The sequence below is a fragment of the Anaeromicropila populeti genome, assembly GCF_900112775.1.
Classification (GTDB): domain Bacteria; phylum Bacillota; class Clostridia; order Lachnospirales; family Lachnospiraceae; genus Anaeromicropila_A; species Anaeromicropila_A populeti.
Genome location: NZ_FOYZ01000023.1, coordinates 1 through 25897, shown reverse-complemented (window position 1 = coordinate 25897; position 25897 = coordinate 1). Strand labels below are relative to the sequence as shown.

At 34.1% G+C, this 25897-nt stretch carries 30 protein-coding genes and 1 pseudogene; 1 reads left to right on the top strand and 30 read right to left on the bottom strand.

Annotated elements, in window-relative coordinates; all coding sequences use genetic code 11:
• The 15 genes from BM305_RS18090 to BM305_RS19275 form a co-directional block, all read right to left on the bottom strand.
• Nucleotides 1-1843: CD3337/EF1877 family mobilome membrane protein (locus BM305_RS18090; RefSeq protein ID WP_092564261.1), on the bottom strand; the 1843-nt coding region annotated here is incomplete at its 3' end.
• Nucleotides 1843-2547, bottom strand: coding sequence for a hypothetical protein (locus BM305_RS18085; RefSeq protein ID WP_092564258.1), 705 nt, complete (start codon nt 2545-2547; stop codon nt 1843-1845). The genes BM305_RS18090 and BM305_RS18085, both read right to left, overlap by 1 nt.
• A complete protein-coding gene (locus tag BM305_RS18080; protein ID WP_092564255.1) occupies nt 2540-3805 on the bottom strand; it encodes a C40 family peptidase in 1266 nt (421 codons plus the stop codon). The genes BM305_RS18085 and BM305_RS18080 overlap by 8 nt, the downstream gene beginning before the upstream one ends.
• Nucleotides 3806-6409, bottom strand: a complete 2604-nt coding sequence (locus tag BM305_RS18075) for an ATP-binding protein (RefSeq protein ID WP_092564252.1) — start codon at nt 6407-6409, stop codon at nt 3806-3808. It abuts the gene before it with no gap.
• 17 nt (nt 6410-6426) lie between these two features.
• Nucleotides 6427-6624, bottom strand: coding sequence for a hypothetical protein (locus BM305_RS18070; protein ID WP_092564249.1), 198 nt, complete (start codon nt 6622-6624; stop codon nt 6427-6429).
• 33 nt (nt 6625-6657) lie between these two features.
• The gene (locus BM305_RS18065) at nt 6658-7050 is read right to left on the bottom strand and encodes a TcpE family conjugal transfer membrane protein (protein WP_092564246.1); all 393 of its coding nucleotides are present in this window, start codon (nt 7048-7050) and stop codon (nt 6658-6660) included.
• Nucleotide 7051: 1 nt separating this feature from the next.
• Nucleotides 7052-7363 carry a TcpD family membrane protein gene (locus tag BM305_RS18060; RefSeq protein ID WP_092564243.1) on the bottom strand — a complete coding sequence of 104 codons (312 nt, stop codon included), beginning with the start codon at nt 7361-7363 and terminating at the stop codon, nt 7052-7054.
• Between the two features lie 12 nt (nt 7364-7375).
• Nucleotides 7376-8368 (bottom strand): conjugal transfer protein, encoded by a 993-nt coding sequence (locus BM305_RS18055; protein WP_092564240.1) that lies wholly within the window; start codon nt 8366-8368, stop codon nt 7376-7378.
• Nucleotides 8369-8373: 5 nt separating this feature from the next.
• Nucleotides 8374-9885, bottom strand: coding sequence for an FtsK/SpoIIIE domain-containing protein (locus tag BM305_RS18050; protein ID WP_242940587.1), 1512 nt, complete (start codon nt 9883-9885; stop codon nt 8374-8376).
• Nucleotides 9886-9896: 11 nt separating this feature from the next.
• Nucleotides 9897-10715, bottom strand: coding sequence for a site-specific integrase (locus tag BM305_RS18045; protein ID WP_092564237.1), 819 nt, complete (start codon nt 10713-10715; stop codon nt 9897-9899).
• Between the two features lie 101 nt (nt 10716-10816).
• Nucleotides 10817-11068 carry a hypothetical protein gene (locus BM305_RS18040; protein ID WP_143099218.1) on the bottom strand — a complete coding sequence of 84 codons (252 nt, stop codon included), beginning with the start codon at nt 11066-11068 and terminating at the stop codon, nt 10817-10819.
• Entirely contained in the window at nt 11065-11436 is a 372-nt protein-coding gene (locus BM305_RS19575) for a hypothetical protein (RefSeq protein ID WP_242940586.1), read from the bottom strand. The genes BM305_RS18040 and BM305_RS19575 overlap by 4 nt, the downstream gene beginning before the upstream one ends.
• A 164-nt stretch (nt 11437-11600) precedes the next feature.
• Nucleotides 11601-11903 carry a TcpK family conjugal transfer DNA-binding protein gene (locus BM305_RS18030; RefSeq protein ID WP_092564232.1) on the bottom strand — a complete coding sequence of 101 codons (303 nt, stop codon included), beginning with the start codon at nt 11901-11903 and terminating at the stop codon, nt 11601-11603.
• Nucleotides 11903-12430, bottom strand: coding sequence for a hypothetical protein (locus BM305_RS18025; RefSeq protein ID WP_092564229.1), 528 nt, complete (start codon nt 12428-12430; stop codon nt 11903-11905). Before BM305_RS18025 ends, BM305_RS18030 begins: the two co-directional genes overlap by 1 nt.
• Before the next feature lie 226 nt (nt 12431-12656).
• Nucleotides 12657-12809: a hypothetical protein gene (locus BM305_RS19275; protein ID WP_177214803.1), complete on the bottom strand. Its 153-nt coding sequence runs from the start codon at nt 12807-12809 to the stop codon at nt 12657-12659.
• Nucleotides 12810-12944: 135 nt separating this feature from the next.
• On the opposite strand from BM305_RS19275, the gene BM305_RS18020 reads away from it, so the two are divergent.
• The gene (locus tag BM305_RS18020) at nt 12945-13334 is read left to right on the top strand and encodes a helix-turn-helix domain-containing protein (protein WP_092564226.1); all 390 of its coding nucleotides are present in this window, start codon (nt 12945-12947) and stop codon (nt 13332-13334) included.
• A 347-nt stretch (nt 13335-13681) separates the two neighbouring features.
• Here BM305_RS18020 and BM305_RS18015 read toward each other — a convergent pair whose 3' ends face one another.
• The 15 genes and pseudogenes from BM305_RS18015 to BM305_RS19270 form a co-directional block, all read right to left on the bottom strand.
• Nucleotides 13682-13822: a cyclic lactone autoinducer peptide gene (locus BM305_RS18015; RefSeq protein ID WP_143099216.1), complete on the bottom strand. Its 141-nt coding sequence runs from the start codon at nt 13820-13822 to the stop codon at nt 13682-13684.
• 22 nt (nt 13823-13844) lie between these two features.
• Entirely contained in the window at nt 13845-14573 is a 729-nt protein-coding gene (locus BM305_RS18010; RefSeq protein WP_092564220.1) for a LytR/AlgR family response regulator transcription factor, read from the bottom strand.
• The gene (locus tag BM305_RS18005; protein WP_092564217.1) at nt 14570-15952 is read right to left on the bottom strand and encodes a sensor histidine kinase; all 1383 of its coding nucleotides are present in this window, start codon (nt 15950-15952) and stop codon (nt 14570-14572) included. The genes BM305_RS18010 and BM305_RS18005 overlap by 4 nt, the downstream gene beginning before the upstream one ends.
• 73 nt (nt 15953-16025) lie before the next feature.
• Nucleotides 16026-17069 (bottom strand): MBL fold metallo-hydrolase, encoded by a 1044-nt coding sequence (locus tag BM305_RS18000; RefSeq protein ID WP_092564214.1) that lies wholly within the window; start codon nt 17067-17069, stop codon nt 16026-16028.
• Nucleotides 17066-17695 carry a metal-dependent hydrolase gene (locus BM305_RS17995; protein WP_092564211.1) on the bottom strand — a complete coding sequence of 210 codons (630 nt, stop codon included), beginning with the start codon at nt 17693-17695 and terminating at the stop codon, nt 17066-17068. Before BM305_RS17995 ends, BM305_RS18000 begins: the two co-directional genes overlap by 4 nt.
• A 19-nt stretch (nt 17696-17714) precedes the next feature.
• Complete coding sequence (locus tag BM305_RS17990) at nt 17715-18293, bottom strand: recombinase family protein (RefSeq protein ID WP_092564209.1); 579 nt, start codon at nt 18291-18293, stop codon at nt 17715-17717.
• A gap of 159 nt (nt 18294-18452) precedes the next feature.
• A complete protein-coding gene (gene tnpB, locus BM305_RS17985; RefSeq protein ID WP_177214802.1) occupies nt 18453-19556 on the bottom strand; it encodes an IS200/IS605 family element RNA-guided endonuclease TnpB in 1104 nt (367 codons plus the stop codon).
• Nucleotides 19519-19668, bottom strand: a pseudogene (locus BM305_RS17980) (transposase); the annotation flags it as partial. The gene tnpB and the pseudogene BM305_RS17980, both read right to left, overlap by 38 nt.
• A gap of 135 nt (nt 19669-19803) precedes the next feature.
• Nucleotides 19804-20097, bottom strand: coding sequence for a hypothetical protein (locus BM305_RS17975; protein WP_092564203.1), 294 nt, complete (start codon nt 20095-20097; stop codon nt 19804-19806).
• Nucleotides 20098-20160: 63 nt separating this feature from the next.
• Entirely contained in the window at nt 20161-20469 is a 309-nt protein-coding gene (locus tag BM305_RS17970; protein ID WP_092564200.1) for a hypothetical protein, read from the bottom strand.
• On the bottom strand, nt 20469-21239 hold the full coding sequence (locus BM305_RS17965) for a ParA family protein (protein WP_092564198.1): 771 nt from the start codon (nt 21237-21239) through the stop codon (nt 20469-20471). Before BM305_RS17965 ends, BM305_RS17970 begins: the two co-directional genes overlap by 1 nt.
• 16 nt (nt 21240-21255) lie before the next feature.
• Entirely contained in the window at nt 21256-21453 is a 198-nt protein-coding gene (locus tag BM305_RS17960) for a hypothetical protein (protein ID WP_092564195.1), read from the bottom strand.
• 101 nt (nt 21454-21554) lie between these two features.
• Entirely contained in the window at nt 21555-23213 is a 1659-nt protein-coding gene (gene mobV, locus BM305_RS17955; protein ID WP_272481972.1) for a MobV family relaxase, read from the bottom strand.
• 965 nt (nt 23214-24178) lie between these two features.
• Nucleotides 24179-25075 (bottom strand): hypothetical protein, encoded by an 897-nt coding sequence (locus BM305_RS17950; protein ID WP_092564189.1) that lies wholly within the window; start codon nt 25073-25075, stop codon nt 24179-24181.
• A 379-nt stretch (nt 25076-25454) separates the two neighbouring features.
• On the bottom strand, nt 25455-25897 hold a 443-nt coding region (locus BM305_RS19270), incomplete at its 5' end, for a hypothetical protein (RefSeq protein ID WP_177214800.1).

Here is a 25897-nt window from a genome sequence, read left to right as displayed (position 1 = left end):
GTGACCTTCCAATGACCTTCTTCCTGTCTGTTCCATTTGGCGAACTAGAACTTTTTTGTATTGGCTCTGATTGGCTTCTAGGACGTTCTATTTGCCCTTTCGTATCCTTTTCTCTTACAACCTTATGAGAATCATCCTGAATGCTCTGTGGTCGTTCCTGTGACTTTTCAGGTGCCTTCTTCCTGTCTGTTCCATTTAGCGAACTGGAACTAGTTTTTATTGGCTCTGATTGGCTTCTAGGACGTTCTAGTGATTTTCCAGATACCTTCTTCCTATCTGTTCCATTTGGCGAACTGGAATTAGTTTGTATCGGCTCTGCAGCTTCCCACATTTCCTGAAAATTGCTAGTGCTTATGTAATAAGAGGTTCTGGTAAATGCATATGGTCTTTGTACTTCTGGTTTCTGTACTTCGGTATTCTCTTTCCTATCTTCTACTTTACTTTCAGAATAGCTCACTGGTCTTGTTACTCGATTGGTGGCAACAAATTTGTCAACGTTCTCATTTATATGATCATTTACCTTTCCCAAAAATTCTCTACCACTTCGATAAGCTTCACTACCCATGCTTTTAGCACTTCGTACTCCTGCTTCTAAGTTTCCTGATGCAGCTAATTTGGATTTTATATAGGACGGATTCATTACGCCCTTTTGCATACCGGAAAAAGCAGATAAGATTTTATTTCTTCCAAAAAACAGACCTACTGCTATGGCTGTTTGTAATACTAAAACCACCAACCATCCATAGGTGCCAGCCAAAGTATACAGCAACTGATCCATCTTAATTAATAATGCCATTAGAAAAGTAATAATTAATATACTTACCTGTGTTTCAAGCATTTTGCGTAACCAGATAGATATAATATTGGTTTCATATCCAGGTACTAAAGCTAACAGCAATATAACTGGTGCTGTAATCAGGAAAAATACAGCCAACAGCTGAAATACAAGCTGTATCAATGCTACTAATAAGTAAATGGCACTTTTTATTATAAACGGTATTAGATAAACTAATAAGAAACCAATCCTAGAGCCTCCTTTCCCTTTACTAAAGGTACTATCGTCCTTATAGCTTTTTACTAATTCTTTTCTTTTTTCGCTCCCTGGCGTTTCATTTAAAAAAGCATTCATTTCTTCTTCTGTTGGATTAGAGTTTCCAAACTCTAATGTCTTCCATGGTTCGTGAATTAGATTTACCCATAAAACCCCGGCAGCTGTAGCTGCATAGGAATTTCCATCCCCACTTATACCCATACTACTATTAATGCCATTTAAAGCATTTACGCTTATGGATTTTGTAATATTGGTACAACCAGATAAAGCTGTCGCTGATTCATTTACCACGAAAAAAGAGAGTGCTACAATTCCTATTACTTTTAACACTTCTGTCAAAGCTCCAGCCATATCTCTTTTTATCATACGCTTGATAATAATAAACGCTGTTCCCATAAATGCTATCACAAATAGTGGTTTAAACACGCTGGTATTAAGGGCTTTCTGAATAGCATTCAATTGGGGTTCTATCAGTGCTACGATGTCAAAGTCCATCGTAAAGTAAAACGTACTTACCACTAACACTGCTAGAAACTTAATAAAAGAAAAAAGAATATTCGCTATATCATTGATTACCTTATCCCCGGTGTCTAAAATTCCAGTCTTTTCAATATCTAAATAATAGTTATCTCTATATTTTTCATTCAAATAGGCTGCATCTCCATCCAGCTCATTAAATTCTGTAATTGTTCCAACGCCTGAAGAAGAATCTGCTTTAACTATTTTCGTGGAAGAGCCTACGCCAATTAGAATACATAATACAATCAAACATACCAACTTAATTTTTTTCATTACTTTATTTCTGTTAGTGTAATGTCTCCACCTGGTCCTGTAAGTTTCCATTCTGCATCACCATCCCATCCATCCTCTTTCTTTTCGTATGGAAGATAAAACATATAAACTACCCCTTCATACATTTTTCCATCATTGCAATGAAAAATCACCTCTCCATTGTAATAAAATTCATGATCGCTAAGAGCTAGATATCTCTCTCCACTAATAGTACAGTCCGGATCATATTCAATCTTACTTACTGTGTCCTTAGTTACGTCCACACTATATGTTCCAATACCACTTTCATTATAAAAATTAATCTCAATTCCCTTTTCATAGAACATATCCAAATTTCTTTCTACTGTGGGTTTAATCGGTACTCTTTCTATTTCATTTACACCAGTAATATAAAATTCATCTTCTTTTTCATATGTATAGGTGACTTCTACCGCATCCACCGTAGTAAAATATGGATCAGCCAATACTGCGGAAACCGTAACTTCTTTATCTGTCACCTCTATAATCTCAATATCTTTTGCAAATCCATCAAACTGTAATTCTCCTTCATTGTTATCAAATGTTCCTGTAACTGGAACGCTATAAACTTCTATTGCTTCTGTTTTTACTATATCAGTGTTATTATCTTCTTTCTTATGGCCACATGCCATTAATACAGTTACCATGCAAATTGCTAATACTGCGAAATATCTTTTTTTACTCATTGTTCTCCTCCTCAATATCATCCAAAAATCGAAAATTTGGACGTCTAAAATAACTAAAATGAATTCCTTTCATGGAGGGACTAAATGTTCCACCAGTAACATTGTTCACATTGTTTGATATTCCAGAAGTATTGATCGAAATTCCTACACGTCCAGTGGGAAGTTCTGGCGTGCCATATGCTCTTCCGGCACAATGAATCACTGCTGTCTGACCATTTATTTTACCAATATAAATCCCTACATGATTAATTTCTCCTGCTTCCATCATTGCCGGATCCTTTAAAAAACACAAGTCTCCTACTTTTAATTCTGATTCACCAATTTCACTACAGGCATAGAACTGAAGTGCGGTACCACTCATTGCTACACCATCAGGAAGTGAGCCACTGCTGACACCCTTTCCAAAACACTGTATGTATACCCAGTCTACAAACCCTGAACAGTCGATTGCCACGTCTGGGATTCCCTCATAAGGATATTTTCCTCCCAGGCTATATGGATGATTGATCAGACTGACCGCAACCAATGCCATGTCTGCCCTTTTTACATTTCCCACTGTTAATTCAGGAAGTTCTACATCACCACTAATCCCATCTGCTCCATTGTACAAAAGTTCAATATAACGACTCTCATGTAGCTGTATCATGTTTTCAATGCTTTCTTCATCAAATTCCATTTTTTCCAGAATTGATTTTAAATCTGAAACCACTGTGAAACAGGTTACATAATCTCTTGTGTCAGAACCTTTTTCTTTTGCGGTCTGTTGAACTTTTGCTACCAATTGTGATACATCTAGCGTTTCTATATCTCCGGAAAATTGTATGTACTTCAAAATTTGTTCTTTGCCAGCATAATAATTTGTCCTCAGAAACTCCCTTGTTTCAATGGATGTTTCTTCAACTGGACTTTCACTTTCGTTAACCTGGCTTTCTTCCTCTTCCTCTATTTCTGTACTTTGTTTTGCAATTTCATATACATCCTCACGTAATATGCAGAATTCCAAACAGCTTTCTAATGGATTGTTTTCAATATCCCCACTTCCTGCATTGTATGCATCCACTAATAAAGCAATATCCCAGGGTACCCCCAGTTCTGATCCAATGTACTGATATTCCGCTGCTTTTTCTTCTGTAGCAGGAGGTTCTACAGGTGTAGAACTACCACCAGCCACCGCTATCATTAAAATGATGACAAGCAAAAAACCTCCAAAATATAAAATTAAAGCTGCTTTCCACCCCATTCCTCCCTTTTTTTTCAATTATACTACCTCCTTCTGGTAAATATCAATTTCCGAAAATAGAATATCATCAATTTCTGTATTGCTTTCTCGAATTCTATCCCTTAAATCAATTTCATCTTCTTGTATTTCTGTAGCATCTTCTTGCTCTGTAGTAGGTGTAGTAGAAAATACATCAATAATATCCTGAAACACTGCATCAAAAGTCAGAATCCCTACTCTACCGCTCAAATCCTGAAATAAACATTGACCATTTCCCAAAGATTTCAAAGAACTTCTGTTCTCCATTGTATCTTCCATCCCCATGAATTCAAGCATACGTTTTGCTTCATTGTCATTATTAGTCTGAAAACAAAACTTGTATGATAGTGTATTTTTAATTCCTTCCGTTGGTATATCCAAAACGGAATGACTATTGAACACACAGCCTGTGTATAAGGAACGTCCTGTTCTTGTCAGGAAGTCATATAATTTTACACCCTCTTGCGTTTTGCCAAGCATCCAGGCTTCATCAAACTCAATGATTTTAAATACTGGTCTTTTGACCAGTGCAAATTTCTTTGCAAAGTGTGAAATCACCATCATCAAAACGGTTGATAGCTTTTCCTCTGAAGAATAATCTTCTTTCTTTACTTCTGGACTAGGAAGCTTCAAGTTCTGGATTTGCAAAATATTTAACCTGTTATCCAGGTTAATGGCTTCTTCAGAGCCATCTCCAAACAAAAGCTGAGCCATACCAGCTTCTTGCTGTAAACGTATCCTTCGAGCTAACATTTTAGCCGTCCCATACAAGGTATCTGATTGTTCAAACAGATCTAATACCTTAGAAAGTTTTAACATGGATGGGACTTCACTTCCTTCCTCAATTCTTCTAACTGCTTCTAATATTGCTGTATACTCATCGCTAGTCGGCTTTATTTGAAACAATTCTGTTAAAAGGTTAATCGCCAGTTCATTGGCACTGCTAATATCGTCTTTGTACACATTGTACGGATCTAGCTTGCCTTTAAACTCTGATTCAGAGGATAATGTAACTATAGTAATTAAACCCTCCAGTATTTTTAATTCATCTTTCCAATGGGATCTTTCTCCCTTTGGATCAAAAATCAACCCATACCCCCCATATAACACATTTAAAAGCACTAATAAATTCGTGTTAAATGACTTTCCAACTCCTAAGTTTCCCAGAAATATAGAACTTGCTGATTTGTTGAGTAGACAAGCACGCCCTAAATTCAGGAATACTTGCTTTTCCTCTTCTCCTGTTGTTCCGATATATGGTCCTTCATTATCTCCCAGTTCATGGGTCGCACCTATCACACCGCTTGCCAGTGTCATTGGTGTAAGTGGCATTACAAAATCTTTTATAAGCGTACCAACTGACGGTATAAATTGAAAATAAAGCTTTATTTGGTCTGAAATTGGTCTTTCTATGACAAAATTCAGATCTTCATAAAAATTTCTTATTTCATCTACCTTTTCTTCCAGTCTATCTTTATTATCTGCCGCCAAGCAAATCTTGACTGTTGTATTCAAAATCGGACACCTGGAGTCTTTTATTTCCGACTCCATTGCATCCAGATACTCTTTGCTTTCCAGAAGTTCCTCTGGAATATCCGCACTCGCTTCCGTAATATGCTCCAATTGAGAATTAATTTCCCGTCGTTTTAAATCTAACTTTTTTAATCCGCTCCTATATTCTATTGCCTTGATATGAATACAAATTTCTGCTTGCATGTTATATTGTTGCAGCATATATAACCATTCACATCCTGGATAGTCTAATACATCCGGAATATTTGTAATTACCAAAAAGGTTTGATACGAAATCTGATGATCCGTATCTACTGTTACGATACGCTCCTGTGAGCGTATCGCACCAGAAAACAACCTTACAATATCTCTTTTTGTAGGCTTTACTATAAGTTCCCCATTCAAATCTTCCTGAAGAGCTTCTGGCTCCCAGGATTCTTTTTTCTCATTTTGATAGAAAAGTTTTACTGGTTTATTTAATCCCCTATATGCCATTCGCCTAATCAGCCACTGTATTTCTTCTTCTTTTACTTTTTCCATAGCAATTCTTTGTTTTTGCTGTATAAACCACTTTTCAGCAAGTCGAATAAAACTTTCTACTTTAGACTGTAATATATCCTTTTTGTCTGTATTCATCATTACATTAATTGCATTCATAGGGTTCTTTATAAAAAAATCAAATTTTTCTTTTAGCTTTGCTGCTATTTCAAATTCTGTTGCTTCCTCAATTTTTATTATTAAATACGTCCTATATTCATTCACTGCTCCATTAATTTGAATTGATTTTTTCAAATAATCCTGCGTTTTTTCTGCTTGTTCTATGGCTGTTTGATATAATATATCATTTTTATTTAAATTTTCTTTAAATCGTTTAAAATGCTCATCAATATCCTGCACCATTGGAACAATCAATATTTGAGCTTCGCTCATGATTCCAGATAGCATCCTAGTAACTTTATGTAACATTCCAATTTTCGCTTCGTTACTTAAAAAATCGAAATCATATCCTTTTAGTTTATATACTGCCCAGCAACTCTCATCCTGGTTAAAAATCAAATTATCCGTAAAATAATCAATCGGACACGTATACACCGCCCTCTCCCCTTCCTCTATAGCAAATATTTTTCTAACGGCTCAAACGGTATGGTAATTTCAATTTTTTCATCCATTTTGCAAATGCTCAATGTCTTTCCGTTGTTAGTATTCGTTACTATACACCGAAAATTTGTTTGTTGCACTTCATTCTTTCTCATATTGCCCCATAAGCCTATTACATTTATCTCTTGATTCACAATATTTCTACTCATAATACACCTCGCTTTTTAAATATCTGCCACAAATTACTTGTGGCAGACTCTTGAACTCCACCATACTAATTTAAATTTCACTTCTTTATCTGACATGATTTGAAAACGTTCTATATACTTACCTTTCTCAAAAATGAAATACATGATATACCCAAAAAAATATTTGATTGGATTCTTTCCATCTAATTTCTTTTTCTGCATAAACACCATAATTCCATACGGCATTGCTCCTAACCTTATTAAGGTTGGTATATGCTCAAAAAAGGGTAAAAACTTACCTACTAACATTACAAATAACATTGAAACTCCAAAGTATAGCACATCAAAAGGTTTAATTGGTACAGGCAGATTAATGTTATTAAATGAATAAATCTTATGTTCCACTTTCCATACCTTTGCATAGGAATACAATCGAATGCTTTCCATATCAGCCCCCTGATACTATTTTCCAAAGGCTCTCGCCAATATCCGAAATCTTTTCTGGATTCCTAATAAAGTACAAGATTATTCCACCAGCAACCACTGTTATAATACTGCCTACGTAACTACGTTTTAATAAGCAGCCTACCAATACTATTACAACTGCTATTATTCCTACCCAAAAAAGCTGTTCCGTTGCCCATTCTCCTGCATTTTTTCCATAATTGGTAGCCGTAGTTGCAGCAACAACTGCTGTATTTACACAATACATACATAACATACATAACAGCATAGCTGCTCTTATAATTTTTCGTTTCATTAAAATATTCTCCTATTCTTTTAAATTAGCTGTTTTTGTATTGATGTCTTGAATATAAATTCTGTCACCATCCTTTATTACCTGGACATTAAACTGCTGGCTTACTACTGCAGCGTTCACTGAATCAAGAATTCCCACCTTTACAAGACATATAACCTTACCTGAATCTGTTTTATATACGCTCAAATCTCTTATCTGATTAAATTGATATCTTGTATTCAAACCCATAAATTTGCTCTTATCTGCATCAGAACTTAAATAGTAGTCAATTACACTCTGTTCTTGACTATAATAAGCCATTAAAAAGTTAGTAATAGCTGTGTTATACTCGTTTGACTCAAGCTCTTCCCCTACTAAATTGTTGTATTCGCACTCATCTAGTAAAGAATCACTCACATACATTGGTAAATCCTCAATACAGAATCCATTATTTTGTATACTAACTGGCACTTTTAAGGTGCTGCTTTCGCACTTTGAAACCGTTTCATATGTAGTTTTATCTTCGGTCAGCTGTTGCATTTCATATTCTACGGTTGCTTTTACATATACATCAAGCTGATTCGACGAATACTCCACTTTTCGATATGCCTGAACATAGATGGTTTTCGCTTTGCTCTTAAAATCATAAATGTCATTCATTTCATATATTTTGGGAGAAACATATGGCTTAATCCTTTCCTGAAAGTCCTTTTGTCCATCTACTTCATAAGTCAGGTATTCTTGTGTAAAATTTTGTGCAAATCCAAACACCTCATCATTGGTATCCTTTTGAGCATAAAATTCACTTTTAAAGTTTTCAATCATACCTGCCACCTCATCGGTGCGGTCTGGCCGAATACTTACGAGAATTCCTTTTACGAATATAAAGGCTAGCAGCAGCCAAAGAACTGCACGCAATCCTTTCATAGCAGCGTTTTTTCTCATTATATACGTATCATTTTTTTGCTTTTTTGCTTTTTTAATTTTTAGTTCTTTTTGTTTCTTAACTTTTCTTTCTTTTTTCATGCTGCCTATTCATCACCGCCCTTTTTTAACGCATCATCCCACATGCTGTTATAGTCAAAATTCAAGTCAAAGCCTTCCGCATCCTCTAACTTTTTCACCTTAACCTTTGGTGTCTCTTCAAAAATCTTTATATCATCTAACCCTTTCACCTGTTTTTTGACTTCTTTCATTTCGGTAAGAGTACCACCAACGGTTACATCTACATCATGGAGCATGGTGTCATCATCGAAGTAATAACTTTGGAACTGTATGATTTCATTCCCGACCTTGAATAAGAACCGTCCTTTGATATCTGGCAGATTTCCTGCATCCGTAGTACCTAAAACGATCTCACTGGCTGCTTTATCAGCAAAATGTCCTGAAATACGAACAGGAATATTGTTTTTAATTTGCCCTGGAAGAATTTTAGCATCTGGACGCTGCACTCCCAGAAATAAATTTATTCCAGTAGCTCTGGATAGCCTGGCTAACGTGGCAAGTTTGCCTTCTATCTGCTCAAACAACGGTTTATCTTCTTTGGATATTCCTGTTTTATCTAGCATTTCTGCTATCTCATCACAAAAAACTCCAATGCGACAAAGATTTTTTCCAGTCCTGGAATTGAATTCCGCTAAGTTTTTGACTTGCATTTGTCTAAACAGTGCTAACCTTTTTTCATTCTCCTCAACAAGAAGTGTTAGCACCTCCAATGCTCTTTTTCTCTCTGTAATGACTTCTCCAAAGTCTTCATATCGTAAGCCGAACTCAACCCCACCTTTGAAGTCAATCATAAATACCTTGCAGCCCTTTTTGATCATCTGCCACAGGCAAACCCGAAGAATGACGGATTTTCCTGAACCAGTTTCTCCAGCTGCCAGTACATGAGGAACCCGATTCAGGTCAAAAGAAATTTGCTGTAATGCGGATTCTCCCAGCTTAATAACACCATCCTTTTGTTCTATATACTGATCATCCCACTTGAGCATTGTCGGAATCTTAAAGTCAGCTGGAACCGTAGTGAGCTGTATAACCTTTTTATTATTTTCCTGCTCATACTGTAAAATATTACAGTTCATAGCCGTTTCCAGCCTTCCCTTGTTTCCCTTCCATTCATCAATAGAAATATTGGATTTAAAGGTATAAATAAGCTTTTTGTCTGCTTCCCTTACCCCTAAAAAGTAGGGATATTTATTGTCTTTACCCTTAAATTCAATTTCCTTAAACATTTGCCTGTATTTTTCTTGTATCTTATCTTTTACATTTCCAATGCAAACCAAATAGATAATTGGAACACACAAAAAAGTCAAATAAATTAACCGTTGAATGTAGATTGGAGCTTCAATTTTAAAAATGAACCCCCTTAGAAAATAAGCACTTACAGCAATTCCTACCATACATCCAAAGGCAATTAAATATTTCAAATTTTTTAACTGCTTAATACCTAAAAAAATACCTTTTAAAAGTTTTCCTATTGATTCAAAAATTACTTTTAGTGCTTCCTCCAGTCCTCTATTTAACTCTTTTTCCAATCCATTCAAATTATTACTTGCTATTCTTTATCACTCCTTTTTTCATAAAACTTCTTGCCATACAAATAACGCCTGGTAGTCTTAAAGCGAGAATGTCGCATATTTTCCTGTACAATCTTGTTAGCATCATAGGTGTTCATGCCGCTTTCTTTCAATTCTTTTCGGTGTAAGAATGCATAAATACGCCTAAAATCGTGACATTCTAACCCTAAATCATTAGCTTTTTCTCGCATGTACTCTTCAGAGTAAAATAATCGTGTATCAGCCTTTCCATTTTCCTGAATATATTTTTTCAGTTCCTGAAACACATAATTGTCTTTTCTACAGTATACAATGCCGTTTTTACCACCTTTTCCATTGCGAACATTTACAGAAATTGTTCCATCCTCTTGAAAATCAAAATCTTCTGGCGTCAGAGCTTCCAGTTCAAAAACTCTTAGTCCAGAAATTACGGCAAGCCTATACGCCAATTTCAATTTTTTATTTTGAATCTGATTCACTTTTCTCATAGTCTCGTCTGTATATATTGGTTCCGCTTTTTTCCTATGGTTTTTCTTATGTAAACTATTTTCTTTAAAGAATGCTTCATCCGGAAGCTTCAATGTGCTGTCAAACTGGTGCAGGAGCTTTAGTCCATTTTTGGCTGCACTAAATTCATTTTTGGTTTTGAGCGTGGAAAGTTTACCTTTTAAATATTCTTGTTCAATCTCTTGTAGGTGATTGAACTGAATATCTGCAAACAAATTTTTTACAGCAGAATAGTATTTTTTTGCTGTCTGAGGTGACTTTGTATGCTCCTGCACATACTGTTTATAGTCCTCTAATATATCAAATTTCACTTAATCTATACTTTTATCCTCCTTTCAATAAAAACCTCAAGGAAAGCCTTCAAGCGAAGCAGACATGCTTTTTTAATTGCTACTAAACCTTTTCATCCTTTTTATTCATCTACACCTTCAATTGATACCCTATCAATTTCATCTTCTAACTCGATATTTCCATTCTTTGAAGATATCACGTTAACATTTTCAACTCTCTTCAAATTTTCAAGGTACTTATCAAAACAAACATTATCATCTAACTCATTAATGGCATCATCAAAATAAAGTTCTTCATCATCCTCAAACGACACAATTACCTCATGAATACGATATAGTTTTTCTTTTACATATATTTTTTTCTGCATAGTCACTCCCACTTTCTCATTCTTATACCTTGTTTTTCCAGTTCTCTAGCAGCTTTTCCTAAAAATTCAGTCTGTTCTTCATTAAAATGTCCTTTCTTAAATGCATTTCTTTCTCCAGCACTTATAACTACTCCCATTGCAAATGAACATTCCTCTTCATTGAGTAGTCTGAAATCAATCTCACATGGCTCTGCCAATATAGCATTGTATATTTCTTCTTTTCTTCCTAATGTCATTTTTTCACTCATTTCTACTTCATCTCCTATCACAGTTCTATTCCAACCATCACCTTCCATCTGGTACTCCGTTCCTCCGTACCACGTTCCCTCCCATCTCTCATCACTACTCCTGTCATCCTCACAAAATCGTTTCAAAAACAACGCTCCGCATCACTCCCATACCCTATTTTGCTATATACTACGTATATAGCCTATTATCGTGGTGGTCATACTTTCCACCTAAACCCTTGTAAATACTGGGTTTAAGATTGGGCAAAAAATCAATATTAAAACACTCATATATGACCACCATAAAACCTTTATTTTTCGTTTAGCTCCTTCAGTGTTTTATAGACCTCTACACTAAGCTTCATCCGACGAATATACTTCTTCGTTTCCATATCATACACCCTTTTTGTATAACGGTTCTCTTCTGCATCTATCCAATTCAATTGCTTCCAAACTTTCAATTTGCCCTGGCATGTATCATACTTGTTACGATCCAACATTGCTTCAATCCTTGCTCTTTCAGCAATGAAATAGCCTTTTACCTGTTTAACCTCGTTCCCTGCCAGGTAATCACATATTGCCACAAACTCTTTTACATAGGCTGCCAGTAGCATCACTTCTGTTCCTCCTGAGCTGGTAGCTCTGGAGCAATGACGTCAATTAACTTTTTGTTTAAGAAATACACCCTTATTTTATTGTTATTATATGTACATCGCCCATTTCTTTCAGATTTAATAAACAGGAAACCAATGCAATAATTCATAAAATTTTGTTCCCCTAACACTGATAATTCCTGAACATATTGGTCAAAAACATCTTTCTCTATTTTATAAAAATAGTGAGAATTTTTTGTATCATAGCTGTATGGAATAAAAGCATTATCCTGAACAGCTTTTTTTATGATCTTGTTAAATTCCTGGATAAATAAATAAACTTCATTTTCTGTACTATTTACATAAAATTTTTCATTCTCTTTTTCTTGATTTGGAACACAATTTTGAATTTTTTTCTCAAGTGTCTTTTTTTCTTCAAGCAAAGAATTATTAATGCTTTTAAGCTCACTAATTGTATTTTCATGCTCCATAACTTTGTCAATTAATAAGTTTATTTTTTTCTTCAAAATTGTATTTTCATCTACCATATTTTTTGTTACCTCCTGGTCTTACATAACTTAATTCATTTATTTCTTTTAAAATAAAAGTAGGCGATACCAGATATTTGAGGGAGACTATCCAGTATCGCTTAAAAGGGGGTATATCAAGGAATAGAACCTTAAAGGGGTGTGCTGTGCTTTGGGGAAAACTTTTTACGTAGCTTATAAGTTTTTTTATTTACTACTAAACCCCCTATTTTCTTAAGATTCTCTTCTAACACTTGTTATTTTTTTTTAATTTTGACTGCATTAACATTCCTTCAGCTGCCCAAAGCAGTCTATCCTTTTCACCTTCAGAGAGAGTAGGAAATACTTCTATAAATGTATCTAATATTTTTTTTTCCTTTTCAGATAAACTTTGTTTCATTTCTATCTCCCCTTGTTATGTTTGTATACATTTTAATACACATAGATAATTTTGTCAATACATTTTTGTTCTCCTTGTGTACTTTGCAATTTACATTTATTTAGAAATATGATATTGTATTTTTAGGAGGCAGCTATGAAGGATATTAATATACGATTTAAAAAATTACGAAAAGCAACTAAAAAAAGTCAGGAAGAGTTCGGTAAAGTTGTTGGTATTAAAAAATCTGGTATCAGTAATATTGAAAATGGACTAAGGGATGTAACCGAGCAACATATAAAGTTCATTCTTCTCTGGAAGGATTATCATGTTTCGGAAGATTGGTTACGTTTCGGAACAGGTAACATGTTTTTGGAAATGAACCGAAATGACCAGATTGTTTCTTGGGCTTCAAAAATTACCAGGAGTGAAAATGACAAAACATTTGCTAATCGATTTGCATATTTACTATCTGAACTAGATGAGGAAGATTGGATTGCACTTGAAAAATTTGCAAAGCTACTTGCTAAAGTTCAAACAGACTAGTTTTTAGGTTAGTCTGTTTTTTCTTTTGCAAATTTGTATATTTGCCTTAAACTATCAGCACTTGTTATTTCTTTAATTACTAAGTTAATTAAATTTCTTAAATGTTCTTCCGATAGTTCCGTCCTTTTCTTCTCTGATAATTTCAACTTCCAACACTTCCTTTCTATAGGCTATATTTACATTTATTATAATTTTTTTTCTTTTTAAATGCTATATGTCATGCTAACTCGGTAATTATATATGTCAATTCGGTCGTTTTTTGTCAAGTAGTCTGCTCATTCGGTTGTTTTAGATGTCAATTCGGTAAAAAGAAGAAGTCCCATCAAATGAACTTCTTCTTTCCTATTTTACTTAATATTAAATTTTTTCAAGGCTGATTGTGGTATTTTAGGTTGATATAACACCCAAAAACAAGCGGTATTAATATTATCTTTCACTACCCTCTCTGCAATTCGAATTATTGCTTTGCTGACTTTTTCTCCTTTCATTGCGTCACCTCTTCTCTTTATTTCATTTATCATTAGTGTAATTACTAAATTGCTCTTTTATTGTTTTTATCCTGCTCCTACTAATTTTAAAATTCTCTCCAGTATTCATATATACTACATTTCTTTCTACTACATTAACTTTTTGGATATTAACGATTATTCCCTGATCAATTTTTACAAATACAGGATCAAGTAGCTTTTCTAAGTTTGAAATTGAACCTGATACTTCATAGTTTTTCTTAATAGTTCCGATTGTGATTTTACGTCCAACTTTTTCGATATAAATAATACTTTCCTGAAGAATACTTATTTCTTGTCTTCCTACTTTGAAAGTTAAGCTAGTATAAATCTTTTTATGGGTTTTAATTCCTTCAACATAAATAATAGCTCTTTTAAGTTTCTGTTGCATTTCTTGCTGCACTATTGGTTTTTCCAAATAACTGAACATTAATTTGCTCGCCACATGTATGAATTCATTATGACTGGTGATAAAAATTACAGCCACCATTTCATTATATTTCTTTATCTCTTCTGCCAGCTCCAAGCCTGTCTTGTTATATCCTAAATCTATATCCAGACAAGCTATATCTATTTTATTTTCACTTAAAAACTTATTATTTATATCTGTTACGTTTGAAAACATGTATATATTGCATTTAACATGTTCAATTTTACACTGCTCTTCTATATATGTTTTATTAATTTGCAAGCTAATTATATCATCTTCACATATTAAAAAATTAACTTTCACTTCTTATCACCCTCATTCAAAATATTTGTATTGGGAATAGGTATATACACAAGAACTGAAAAATATTGTCTGTTACATCCAAAGCTAGCTTTTCCGCCATTATTTTTAACCATTTGATTAATTATTTTTATGCCATATCCATGTAAATCTTTATCTTCCTTAGTGCTTATATAAACCCCTTTCTTAAATATTGGACGTGTTTTGTATGTATTATCACACTTTATAAAATATCCTTCAGGATCACTCTCAATAGAAAAATTTATATATTTATTATTGTCCTCAACTTGCTCTGCAGCTTCAATTGCATTATCTAAAATATTAGATACTATAGAACAAATATGTACATCCGGTATGTAAAAGTTTTCAATTCCTATTTTGGAAATAAATTGTATATTTTTTGATTGAGCTAGTTTTCTTTTTAAATTTAATATAATAGATACTGTTTTATTTTCTAGTAAAAAAATATCTTCAGCTACATCCACATCTTTATACATACAATTTAGAAATGTTGTGGCATCATCGTATTTTTTTTGTTTTAATAATGTTTTAAGAATCCCAATATGAGATTTAATATCATGTCTAAGACTTTTCAATTGCATTACTGTTTTCCCAAGTTCTTCACCTATCTTCAGTTCTTTTTCAATGTCTTTAATTCTTTGTTCCTGATTTTTTTCTCGTAATCTTCTATTTTCTAGTATGAACACCATATAAATTGTTGATGCCACAAAAAGTATCTGTCCGAATACAAAATAAAATAATACTATTCCGTTATTATTTATATAACTCATATTATTAAATATATAAATGCAAGGCATTTCAAATATTACATTCGAAAACAGTATAGGGACTATTTCCCAATATTTAAACAATTCTATTTTTCTTTCTTTTTTTTCACATGCTGCATATGTAATTAAAAACAAAATACTTTTAGAAAACACGCTTGCAATAGTATTTACTAATCCAAATTTTGAAACTGTTGCTACAGGCACCTGGAATATAAGTACAATTATACCTATTGATAAGAAGTCGGCAATAAGAGAGCCAATTAATAGCAATCCACTACACAGCAACTTATATTTTATTTCACTTTTATACAACAAATTAATACATATCACTGCATACAATATCATTATTGCAGAAAATAATGTACCTAATATTTCAGATTTTCCTAGTACGCCTGTAAAAGTAAGTACTTGCTTTATTAAAATTATAATAAAATTCCCTATACAGTAAAGAATATAATATCTATTAGAATTATATTTTCTATTTAGTTTCCTATCCAGAACCCTAAGCCAAATAAATGGTTCTGACATATATGTAACAAACAAAAGAATATATATTAATTCTCTTTGACTCAAATTAATTTCCCCCTTTATCATATCATGTCTATCGTGGCAATAAAAGAGGCAGCTCCCTCTTAGCTTACCTCCTATTGCATTTTCTTATGTTTAATTAATGACACCTCTTACATGCTCTATATCCAGCTTCTTCCGCTTCTTCCGCTGAATCGAAGTATATCCTGTTTTTTTCTGCTGGGAGTGAACTGCATCCTTTCTCATGATAAACTTTTGAATTAACATTTCCTATAATAGAACCGGTTTTTTTCTCCTGAACACTGTCTTTGGAGCTATCCGTATCTTTAACAGTAGAACAAGTTAATTTTGTTCCATTTGAAGTAATAACAATCGTTCCAGCTTCATCAGTACGTAAAACATTATCACTATACTTTTCCAACCTGTTTACCACATATTTATTTGGATGTCCGTAATCATTATCCTTACCAACACTAATAATGCTATACTTTGGACTCGCTTCTTTGAGATAAGCTATCGGGGAAGCAGAACTGGAGCCATGATGACTCACCTTCAGAACATCAACATTAATATTATAATTTTTCTTTACAGTATTCTCCACTTCCGCAGTTGCATCTCCAGTAAAAAGAAAAGACTTCTTTTTATGAACCAGTTTAAAAACAATACTGGATGCATTTGCATCATCTGCTTTTGAATCTGCCGCAAACACTTTCGCTTTTAATCTTCCAATTGAAATAGAGCTTCCTTTCTTTACATTTACACGTTTTACTTGATTTGTTTCTATGGCTGCTATTAATTCTTTATATTCCATTGTGCTATTTTCATATGTTGTCATGTATACCTTTTGAATATTGAAATCCTCTATTGCCAGGTCTGCACCTCCCATATGATCTGCATCAGGATGGGACACAATCAACGATGTGATTTTTGAAATTCCCAAATCACTTATGTATGGTTCTACTTTTGATTTGTATTCCGATTCTGTCCCGGTATCAAGCAGCACATTACTGGAACCATATTGAAAAAGTATGGCATCGCCCTGGCCACAATCAATAAAATGTACCTTCAGATTTGTTGCTGCCAGTAGACTAGTAGAATTTATACCAGATACACCAGAAATTGAAATAATCATTGCTAATAACATTATTAAAAAACTTTTTAATGAATGATTTAACCTTTTCATAAAATGACACCTCCAGAAATTGAAATTTTATATGTAATAATAATGATAGTTATGAGCAACCCTATCCTTACTATCCATTCCTCATAACCACCAGTTTTCATTGTTAACAATTTAATTCTTCTTAATGTCACTGGAAAGAATAATGGTATTCCTCCAGAAATCATATCCAACAGTAGATGTGACACTATTCCAACTGCAATCCCAATCCCCAACAGAAATGGAAATCCACCATTTAAAATAGATATTTTACTTGTTATAGTACTCGCTTGACCATATAAAAGCCAGTACACAGTTCCTACTATTATCCAGGTGACTGGAGCATGTGCCATGCCACGATGCCCTACAGCTTTAGAAATCTGTTGTCCCACTTTTGATGTACCTGGTACAATCTTTCTGATTATCCGAATAAATATACGCAATATCCAAACTGGCCAAAGTATAATTCCTAATTTTCTACTTATATGACTATTTGGTGTATCAATATCTGGAAGATAACCACCAAATATACTGCCAGTTGCTAATGCTGCCATTTCAGGAATTCCTATGTGAACTTTACAAACACTCATTATTTCAATAGTTGCTAATGCTGCCAATACAGCACCACATCTATGGGTAATTCCCATCATATCAATTTTTCCTTCCTGTTTATTTTTGTGAATCCAATTCCCTTTTTGCTCGTGTTAGCGTACTTTTACTTATGCCTGTCATTTTTTCTACTTGGGAATATGATTTTTCGTTTAATAAACTAAGTGCTAACGCTATTTGTTCTTTGCTATACTTTCTAGGACGTCCCTCTTTAAAGCCTGGATGCAGCTTTGCAATTGCTTTACCTGACTGAGTCCGCTCAATAATCATAGCTCTTTCAAACTCAGCAAATGCAAGTAAATTTGTTATAATCAAACGTCCCATTGGAGTATCTTCTATCAGTCCCATATTCAGGATATGTATTAATACTCCCTTTTGTATAAGCCTATCTATGTATTCCAATCCTTCTTTTGTACTTCTACAGAAGCGATCTAATTTGGTAACTACTAGAATATCTCCATTTTGAAGATTTCTAATTAATTCTATAAAGATTGGTCTTTCACTTGCTCCAGATGCAGAGAAACTCTCTGACATGATAGCAGCATCCGGATAACGAACTCTAATCGTTTTCATTTGCTCTTCAATACTGTTACCCTCTAACTGCCCTTTGGTAGATACCCTAACATATCCATATATCATTTTCCGTTTCCTCTCTATCAAATTCTTTCCGGAATATGCACTTGCTTAAGATGAGTATTATTGAACCTCTCATCACTAAAGTGAAGAGATTCTTGGGAACAGGCTTCTAACGAAGCCTTATTTACCAAGCTAACCCCGTTGTTCCAACGGTTTATATCTCTATGTTACTGAAAGCATTCTTAATCCTTCATTTAGTATATTGATTGCTGCATTTATATCTCGGTCTAACTCCGTATTACAGTTCGGACATATCCATTCTCTTACCGATAAGTCCTTTGTGATAGGAAACTGATTACCACAGCAGCTACAGATCTGACTACTTGCAAACCATTTATCCACCCTAACTACTTGCTTGCTATACCATTTAGCTTTATATTCTAATTGTCTGGTAAATTCCGACCATGATACATCTGCTATATTACGAGCAAGTTTATGATTTTTAATCATATTTTTTACTTGCAAATCCTCAATACAGATAATTCCATATTTTCTAATTAGATCAGTAGATAATTGATGCAAATAATCTTTTCTTTGATTTGCGATATGCTCCTGAAGCTTTGCAACCTGAATACGAGCCTTATTCCAATTTGAACTACCTTTTGCTTTTCGAGATAGTTCTTTTTGCAACTTAGCAAGTTTCTTTAATGATTGTTGCAAATACTTCTGGTTTGGAATTTTGATTCCATCACTTGTAATCGCAAACTCTTTAATACCTAGATCGATTCCAATGTGTTTATTGGTAGCAGGCAACTCTTTTATCACTATATCCGTACAACAAAGACTAACATAATATTTGCCACTTGGTTCTTGAGATATGGTGGCTGATAGTATTCTTCCTTGTGGTACCAATGTGTTTTTTGTTTTAACAGTCCCTAATTTTGGAAGTTTTATATATTTTCCTAAATACTGAATATTTCCATTAACACACTTTGCTTTATAGGAAAATCTATGAGTTTTCTTACTTTTAAATTTAGGATATCCAGTATGTTCTTTGAAGAATTTCTGGTAAGCACTATCTAAATCTCTCAATGACGATTGTAGCGCAGTAGAGTCTACTTCTTTCAGCCAATCATACTGTGATTTCATATTTTTAAGGTCATTCGCACAATCATAGTAGTTAAGTGTGGTCTTATCTGATTTATACGCTTTTATACGAGCATCAAGATAATGATTATAGACAAAGCGAACACATCCAAACGTTTTAGCAATTTGAATCTTCTGCTGTTTATTTGGATATATCCGATACTGATATGCTTTTTCCATTATCATCACCACTCTTTACTTTTTGATTTTGTATATATTTTCTAATCTGTTCTTCTGTATTTTCAGATACCGTAGCCACAAAGTATGACGGATTCCGCAAGTGTCCACCCCACTATTTTTGACTATAAGTTTTAACTATGTACAATCCTTATGTTTTCGTTCCTTTTCGTGAATCACCAAAACTTATAAGTTTTGGTATGAAATATGTGTTATCGTATTGTGTATACATACAACACATATGCAATATTTATTTTTTACCAATTACTACATCCGCAAGTTCCCTGATTTCGTCCATAGAACAATCATATACCAATACTTGTTCCCTTTCTTCTGGTGAATACCATCGTTTTTTACCTTTTCTATCTTCACCAAAGTAATATCTTCCTTCTGGTGAATCAACAAAAAATGCAACCGAATACAGATAATCAAAATGAATTGTTTCAACATACTCTTGAGCCTTCTTTAATTCTAAAAATCCACCTATATTTTTTTCTGTACCATTTTTTAAAAGCAACTTTCCTACAATAAAGTTAAATTCCATCTTCTCCTCCTTTCTAAAACAAACATATATGTTGTATGTTTGTTTTATGTGTATATGTTGTATTTATTTCTGTGTCCATACCTCTAAAAGTTGATTTATGCACTCATTCACAGATATACCCATCTCATCACATTTTTCTTTTGCTTTTTTATATAAAGATGGTTTTAGTAAGAGATTCACTCTCTTGCTCCTTGATTCTTCTTTTGCAGGAACTACAACAATACTATCTTTTTTTGCTGGCACATATTTACCACCTTCTAGAGTTTCAATGCTCTCTTGCCCCTCTATCTGTTCTTCAACTCCAACACCAGCAAGAGTGCTGACAACACTCCTTTTTCTTGTTCTTAGTTGTTCTTTTTCTGCAAATCCCATTATGAAACCTCTCTTTCGTAATTCTCTTTTATTAGCATATCTGCTATTTTAATATATTCAATGGATATATCATTGTTTGGCTCTTTCTCTACAACTGATAACCCATCATAAATGCCTTTCTTCGCACTCACCAGCATTTTCACTACTCCCATAACATTATACTTTGATTTCAGACCGTTCAGAATGTCTTTATCATCATTGGAACGCATATTGTAAAGGGTTGCTATCGTTCCCAGCACTTCCAATCGTGGGTTTATCAGCTCCCTTATTTCGCTGATTGTGTCCATAAGTAGCTCTATTCCACGATAAGAAAGATAATCTGTCTTTGTAGGTATGATTACACCGTCTGCACATGATAAAGCATTGATCGTGAGAATGCTTAACTGTGGCGGACAATCTACAAGGATAAAGTCATATTCACCCTTGATAGGCTCTAAAGCTCTATCTAGTATCTTCTCTCTGCTGGCTCTTGATAACATTTCCATTTCAAGGCTTGCAAGGTCTATCGTTGACGTAATTATGTGAAGATTTTCCCTTATTTTTTGAATGCACTCACTCACTTCACATTTAGTCTTATCAAGAACATTAACAATATTCTTTTCAATATCCAGTGGTTCAATTCCCACACTTATTGTTAGACTTGCTTGACTATCCAGGTCAATGAGCAAGACTTTCTTTCCTTGCTCTGCTAGTCCTACGCCAATATTGTGCGTGCTTGTAGTTTTAGCCACCCCCCCTTTTTGGTTTGCTAATGCTATAATTGTACTCATTTTAACTCCCCCTCTTTTACCACCATTGCAATCCTTCGTTTGTGTATTTATAATGCCACCAATTTCCACTTTCATATTCAATACATAAGATTCCTTCCTCTTCAAACCAATACTCTGCGATGTCTCCCTCTTTCCAATTTTCGTAAGTTGCTTTATGTGCTTCATATACTTCTATAAGGTCCATTTTCTTTGTATTTTCTTTTAATCCAACCATATTATTCTCCTTTATGTGTATATTTTATAAGGTTAATTTGTGTGTATGTTTTGTGTGTATATATATAATACTACTTGTCCCTTTATTTGTCAATAGTTATTTTATAATTCTAATGTTAAATTCTGCTTTTGTTCTTGACTTTCAATACTATCCTGTACTTCCCATTTCAGTATACATCTTTTCAAAAGCTCAGGACATTCCTTTTTCATTCTCTCCAGAATCTCTTTTCTGTCATCTCTGCTTATATAAAATGCTCTTCCTCCCTGCAGCGTAAATTTTTCTACGTTACTCATCCGGAAAGAGATCTCTTGTAAATCTTTCTGTTGTATCTCTGCCAATACTTTTAAATACTTATATTCTTTGATTGTCTGCTCTATATCCAAATCAAAGCCATCTGTAAATTGGATCTGTACCTTTTTACCCTCCAGTGCTTCCTTCTTTTCTTGTTGCAGCTGCATGAGCTTTTGAGGTATGTCGATATATTCAATTTCATATTCTTTTTTCAAATATGTCTGAAGCTTTTTCAATTGTCTCTGCTCTTCTTCTATATGTTCCTGAAGAACTTGCTTTTGCCTACTCTTAAATAGTCCCTTAGTCAGCTCCAGTTCCTTTTCATATTCCTGGCACTTATTCCTGGCATTCTCAATATCCTTTTTCAATTTTCTAATTCCTTCAGCTGTAAAATCACATTTTTCAGCCTGCTTTCCCAGGGTATATGTATTCTGAATACTCTTTTCTCTCTTATCCTTCATATCAAGATACTTATTTTTCAATTCACACATAACCTGGCCAAAATGATAGGACTGCTCTTTCATCTGGTTAAAGTGTTCTAGCAGTTTCTCAAGTTCAGGATGCATCTTAACATATTCTTGTAAGGCTCTATTTTCACTTTCTAGGTTGCTTAACCGATTAATAGGTACATTTAACCCCTGTAACTTATTCTGAACTGTTTCGAGCTGTTTTTGAAGTTTAGAAACCTCATTTTCTAACTCTTTAATCTTATTGTCTTTCTGAATGTTATCTATCTTTAAAGCCTTGTTCTGATCTTTCATAGCTTCTACTTCTTTTACCGAATATGCAAACTTACCTTTTTCCACGTTCAAATCAACTTGTTTATCTACCTGCTTCAAACGATCCAACTCAGCTTTTTTCTCTTTTACTTGTTCAAATTTAGTATTCACTTTATACTCTTCCACATTCAAATGTTTTACTTTGCTGTCAATTTCACCTCTTTCCAAATCATAACCATTTTCCCTTACAAATCGGTTGTAATCATCTTGAAGCTTTCGCAAAGCTCTAGGAGAAAACAAATCCCTTGCTGATAGTCTTTCATCGGAAGTTACTGGCACAAAATTAACATGCATATGTGGCGTTTGCTCATCAAAATGTATTGTAGCAGATACCAGATTCTTTTTTCCGTATCTCTTTTCTAAAAATTCTAAACTAAGTCTAAAATACTCCGTTTGTTCCTGTCGGCTCATATTTGAAAAGAAAACATTGTCAGACGTTACTAGGCATTGACACATTACCGTTGCATCTGACCGTATTTTCTTTTTCAAATTTAATTCAGTTATACGATTCGTTACTACGGTACGAAATCTTTCCTTCTGATTTAGCAAATCTACATTTTCTTTTGTCCTGGTCCAATCAATATCCTTATTTGTGTGACTGGTACCGTCTTTCTCTCTACGGTCATGTATCTGAATGCCGGTTACACCGCTCGCTTTTATTTTTTCAATTCTCATAATAGAGTAACTCATCCGCTCGCTCCTTTCCACACATGATATGTTGCTGTCCTCACGCACCCTAAAACTACGGTGCCTATTCCGTTCGGAGTACGCAAAACACATATCATGTGTAACACACTACACATAACTACGTTATGACGTGTGGTCTTGCAGACAGCTTACCACCTTTTTCCCTAGCGGTCAAGCGGTGGTATCAGGACTCTAACGTGTCCTGATGGAGCCAACCTACAGAAATGGATCTAAGTTGTTATTCTTTTTGTAGGTTGGCTTTAGGAAAAATTCACTTTTTTCCTAAAAGTAAATTTCTTGTCAAGCAGAACATGGAATACCGGAACAAGCATAGCTTGTGAGGATATGCCGTGAAAGCTGCTTGACAAGTTCAATACACCATACGCTACCTTGCTAAGGGCAAGGATGTATTTTATACTTGCCCTTCTGCTTAGCGGCGAGCGTAAAAAGTTTTGGGATTAAGACCTTTTTTAAAAGGGCTTATGGGTGAAGCAAAGCGAGGGCAACGCCCTGTGTTATAGAGAACAATCTAAATTATTTAGAAAGTCTTATTGAAATTAAGTTTTTATTATATTTTTTAAAGGATACGCAGCGTAAGCAAAGTACACCTTATATAATACAAAAACTATATACAAAAAGATCATATATGCTCCGTTCCAAAAATCTGGATAAATCCTTATTTTTAAGTGTTTTCCTTATGTTTCTCTCTGCACAAAAATGGAAAACTTGAGTTCATAAATTACATAGAAAATGAAATGTTTTTTTGACTTTATCCACGAAAATGGAATGATTTTTTTTTATACATAGAAAATGGAATAAATTATTTTTGCATCACAAAAAAGCCGGCTGCACTTCATCCGCCAGCCGGCTTTTTCTCTGAATTTGCTTCCAGAGCCTTTATTCATGATGCAGAAATAAGCCTATTCAAACAAGTAAATTTGAAATAAGCCTTACTGCACCTTATTCATTTATAAAAAACTCGGTAATGGAACTTCCCCATTCCCTTTTATAATTTTTTGCAATAACTTAGGACGTAACGTCCGATCCCATTTGTATGGATTTATTACCTTATCGTTCACATATTGCAGACTTTTTTGAACACTTATTGCCACTGCATCTGCTACATCATCTCTTAACCGTTTCCCATGCTGCTTCATTAGCTGCATGATCATTTCTAACTGTTCTGGTGTTTCTTTCATTCGATTTTTTCTAAGAATGCTCTTTGCTACATTCTTACGATACTGGTAATCTTCCTTGTTTTCCGGTAATTTTTTACCAGTGTGTTTCAACATTTCAATCCAATACATCCTATCACGTATGTAAATGCTAAAAAAAGTCTTCAAATTTGTAAGATAACCTCTTATCACTCTTTCTGTCACCTGAAGCTTTTTTGTGTATTTATCAAAAAGCGTTTTCACTCCTATATGCATATCCATTTTTCGTCCATCATTTTGGCTTGACTCACAATTTTTCAAAAACTCCATACATAGCAGCATTTCGTTTGCCTTTAATCTCCCAAAATCTTGTGAATAGAACAAGCCATGACGAACGCTTATATATCCTTCATGATAATTTCCATCTGTAAAGTCATTCTCACAGATTCTTATATTTCTATCCTTAAATCCTCTTTCTACTTCTATTAAACCTTTCTGTTCCAGAGCATCCAGAATAAGATAGTAGCTTGAATACGCCCTTCTTTTGCCTGTTAGCAATCCAAGCTCCTTGCAGATATCTTTATAATACACACCTCTTACCAGGCCTGTGTTATCCTGGTAACGTGCAATCACGATCAGAAAGAGTACTTCTAATTTGGATAATTTTTTCTCTAACCATTTTTCAAATACTTTGTTCTTAATTTTCTGCATAGAAATACTCCTTTCTGATTTATTTTTTTTTCTTACTTTTCCCCAAAAAAGTGACACTTAAAAAACGCAAAAGATGGCTGAATATCTAGGTATCCAGCCATCTTAAAAACTAAATTAGTCACATTAATAACTTGACTTTTTTTAGTAACCTTGTTATTATAGTGCTAAGCAAACATAGTGTTGCATAAACTAATAATAACGGTTAAAAGACTATTGGTACCTAGTATACCTTTTAGTTGCTCTTAGACACTCGCCAAAGTATCTAGGAGAACCTAATCAGGAAAGTCTCTTGAGACTTTCCTTTTTTCGTTCTATTCTTTTTATTAAGTATATAAAATCTTTTCACAAATGTCAAATGTCAACTTCTATTTTTACCATTTTATCCTGCACTAACTGGTCTCACTACATTATTCTGTTCTGATTGGCTTCTAGGACGTTCTATTTGCTCTGTCCCATCCTTTTTTATCACAACCTTATGAGAATCATTCTGAATACTCTGTGGTCGTTCCAGTGACCTTCCAGTGACCTTCTTCCTGTCTGTTCCATTTGGCGAACTGGAACTTTTTTGTATTGGCTCTGATTGGCTTTTAGGGCGTTCTATTTGCTCTTTCCCATCCTTTTCTATTACAACCTTATGAGAATCATCCTGAATGCTCTGTGGGTGTTCCTGTGACCTTCCAGTGACCTTATTCCTATCTGTTCCATTTGGCAAACTAGAACTGTTTTTTATTGGCTCTGATTGGCTTCTAGGACGTTCTATTTGCTCTTTCCCATCCTTTTTTATCACAACCTTATGAGAATCATCTTGAATGCTCTGTGGAT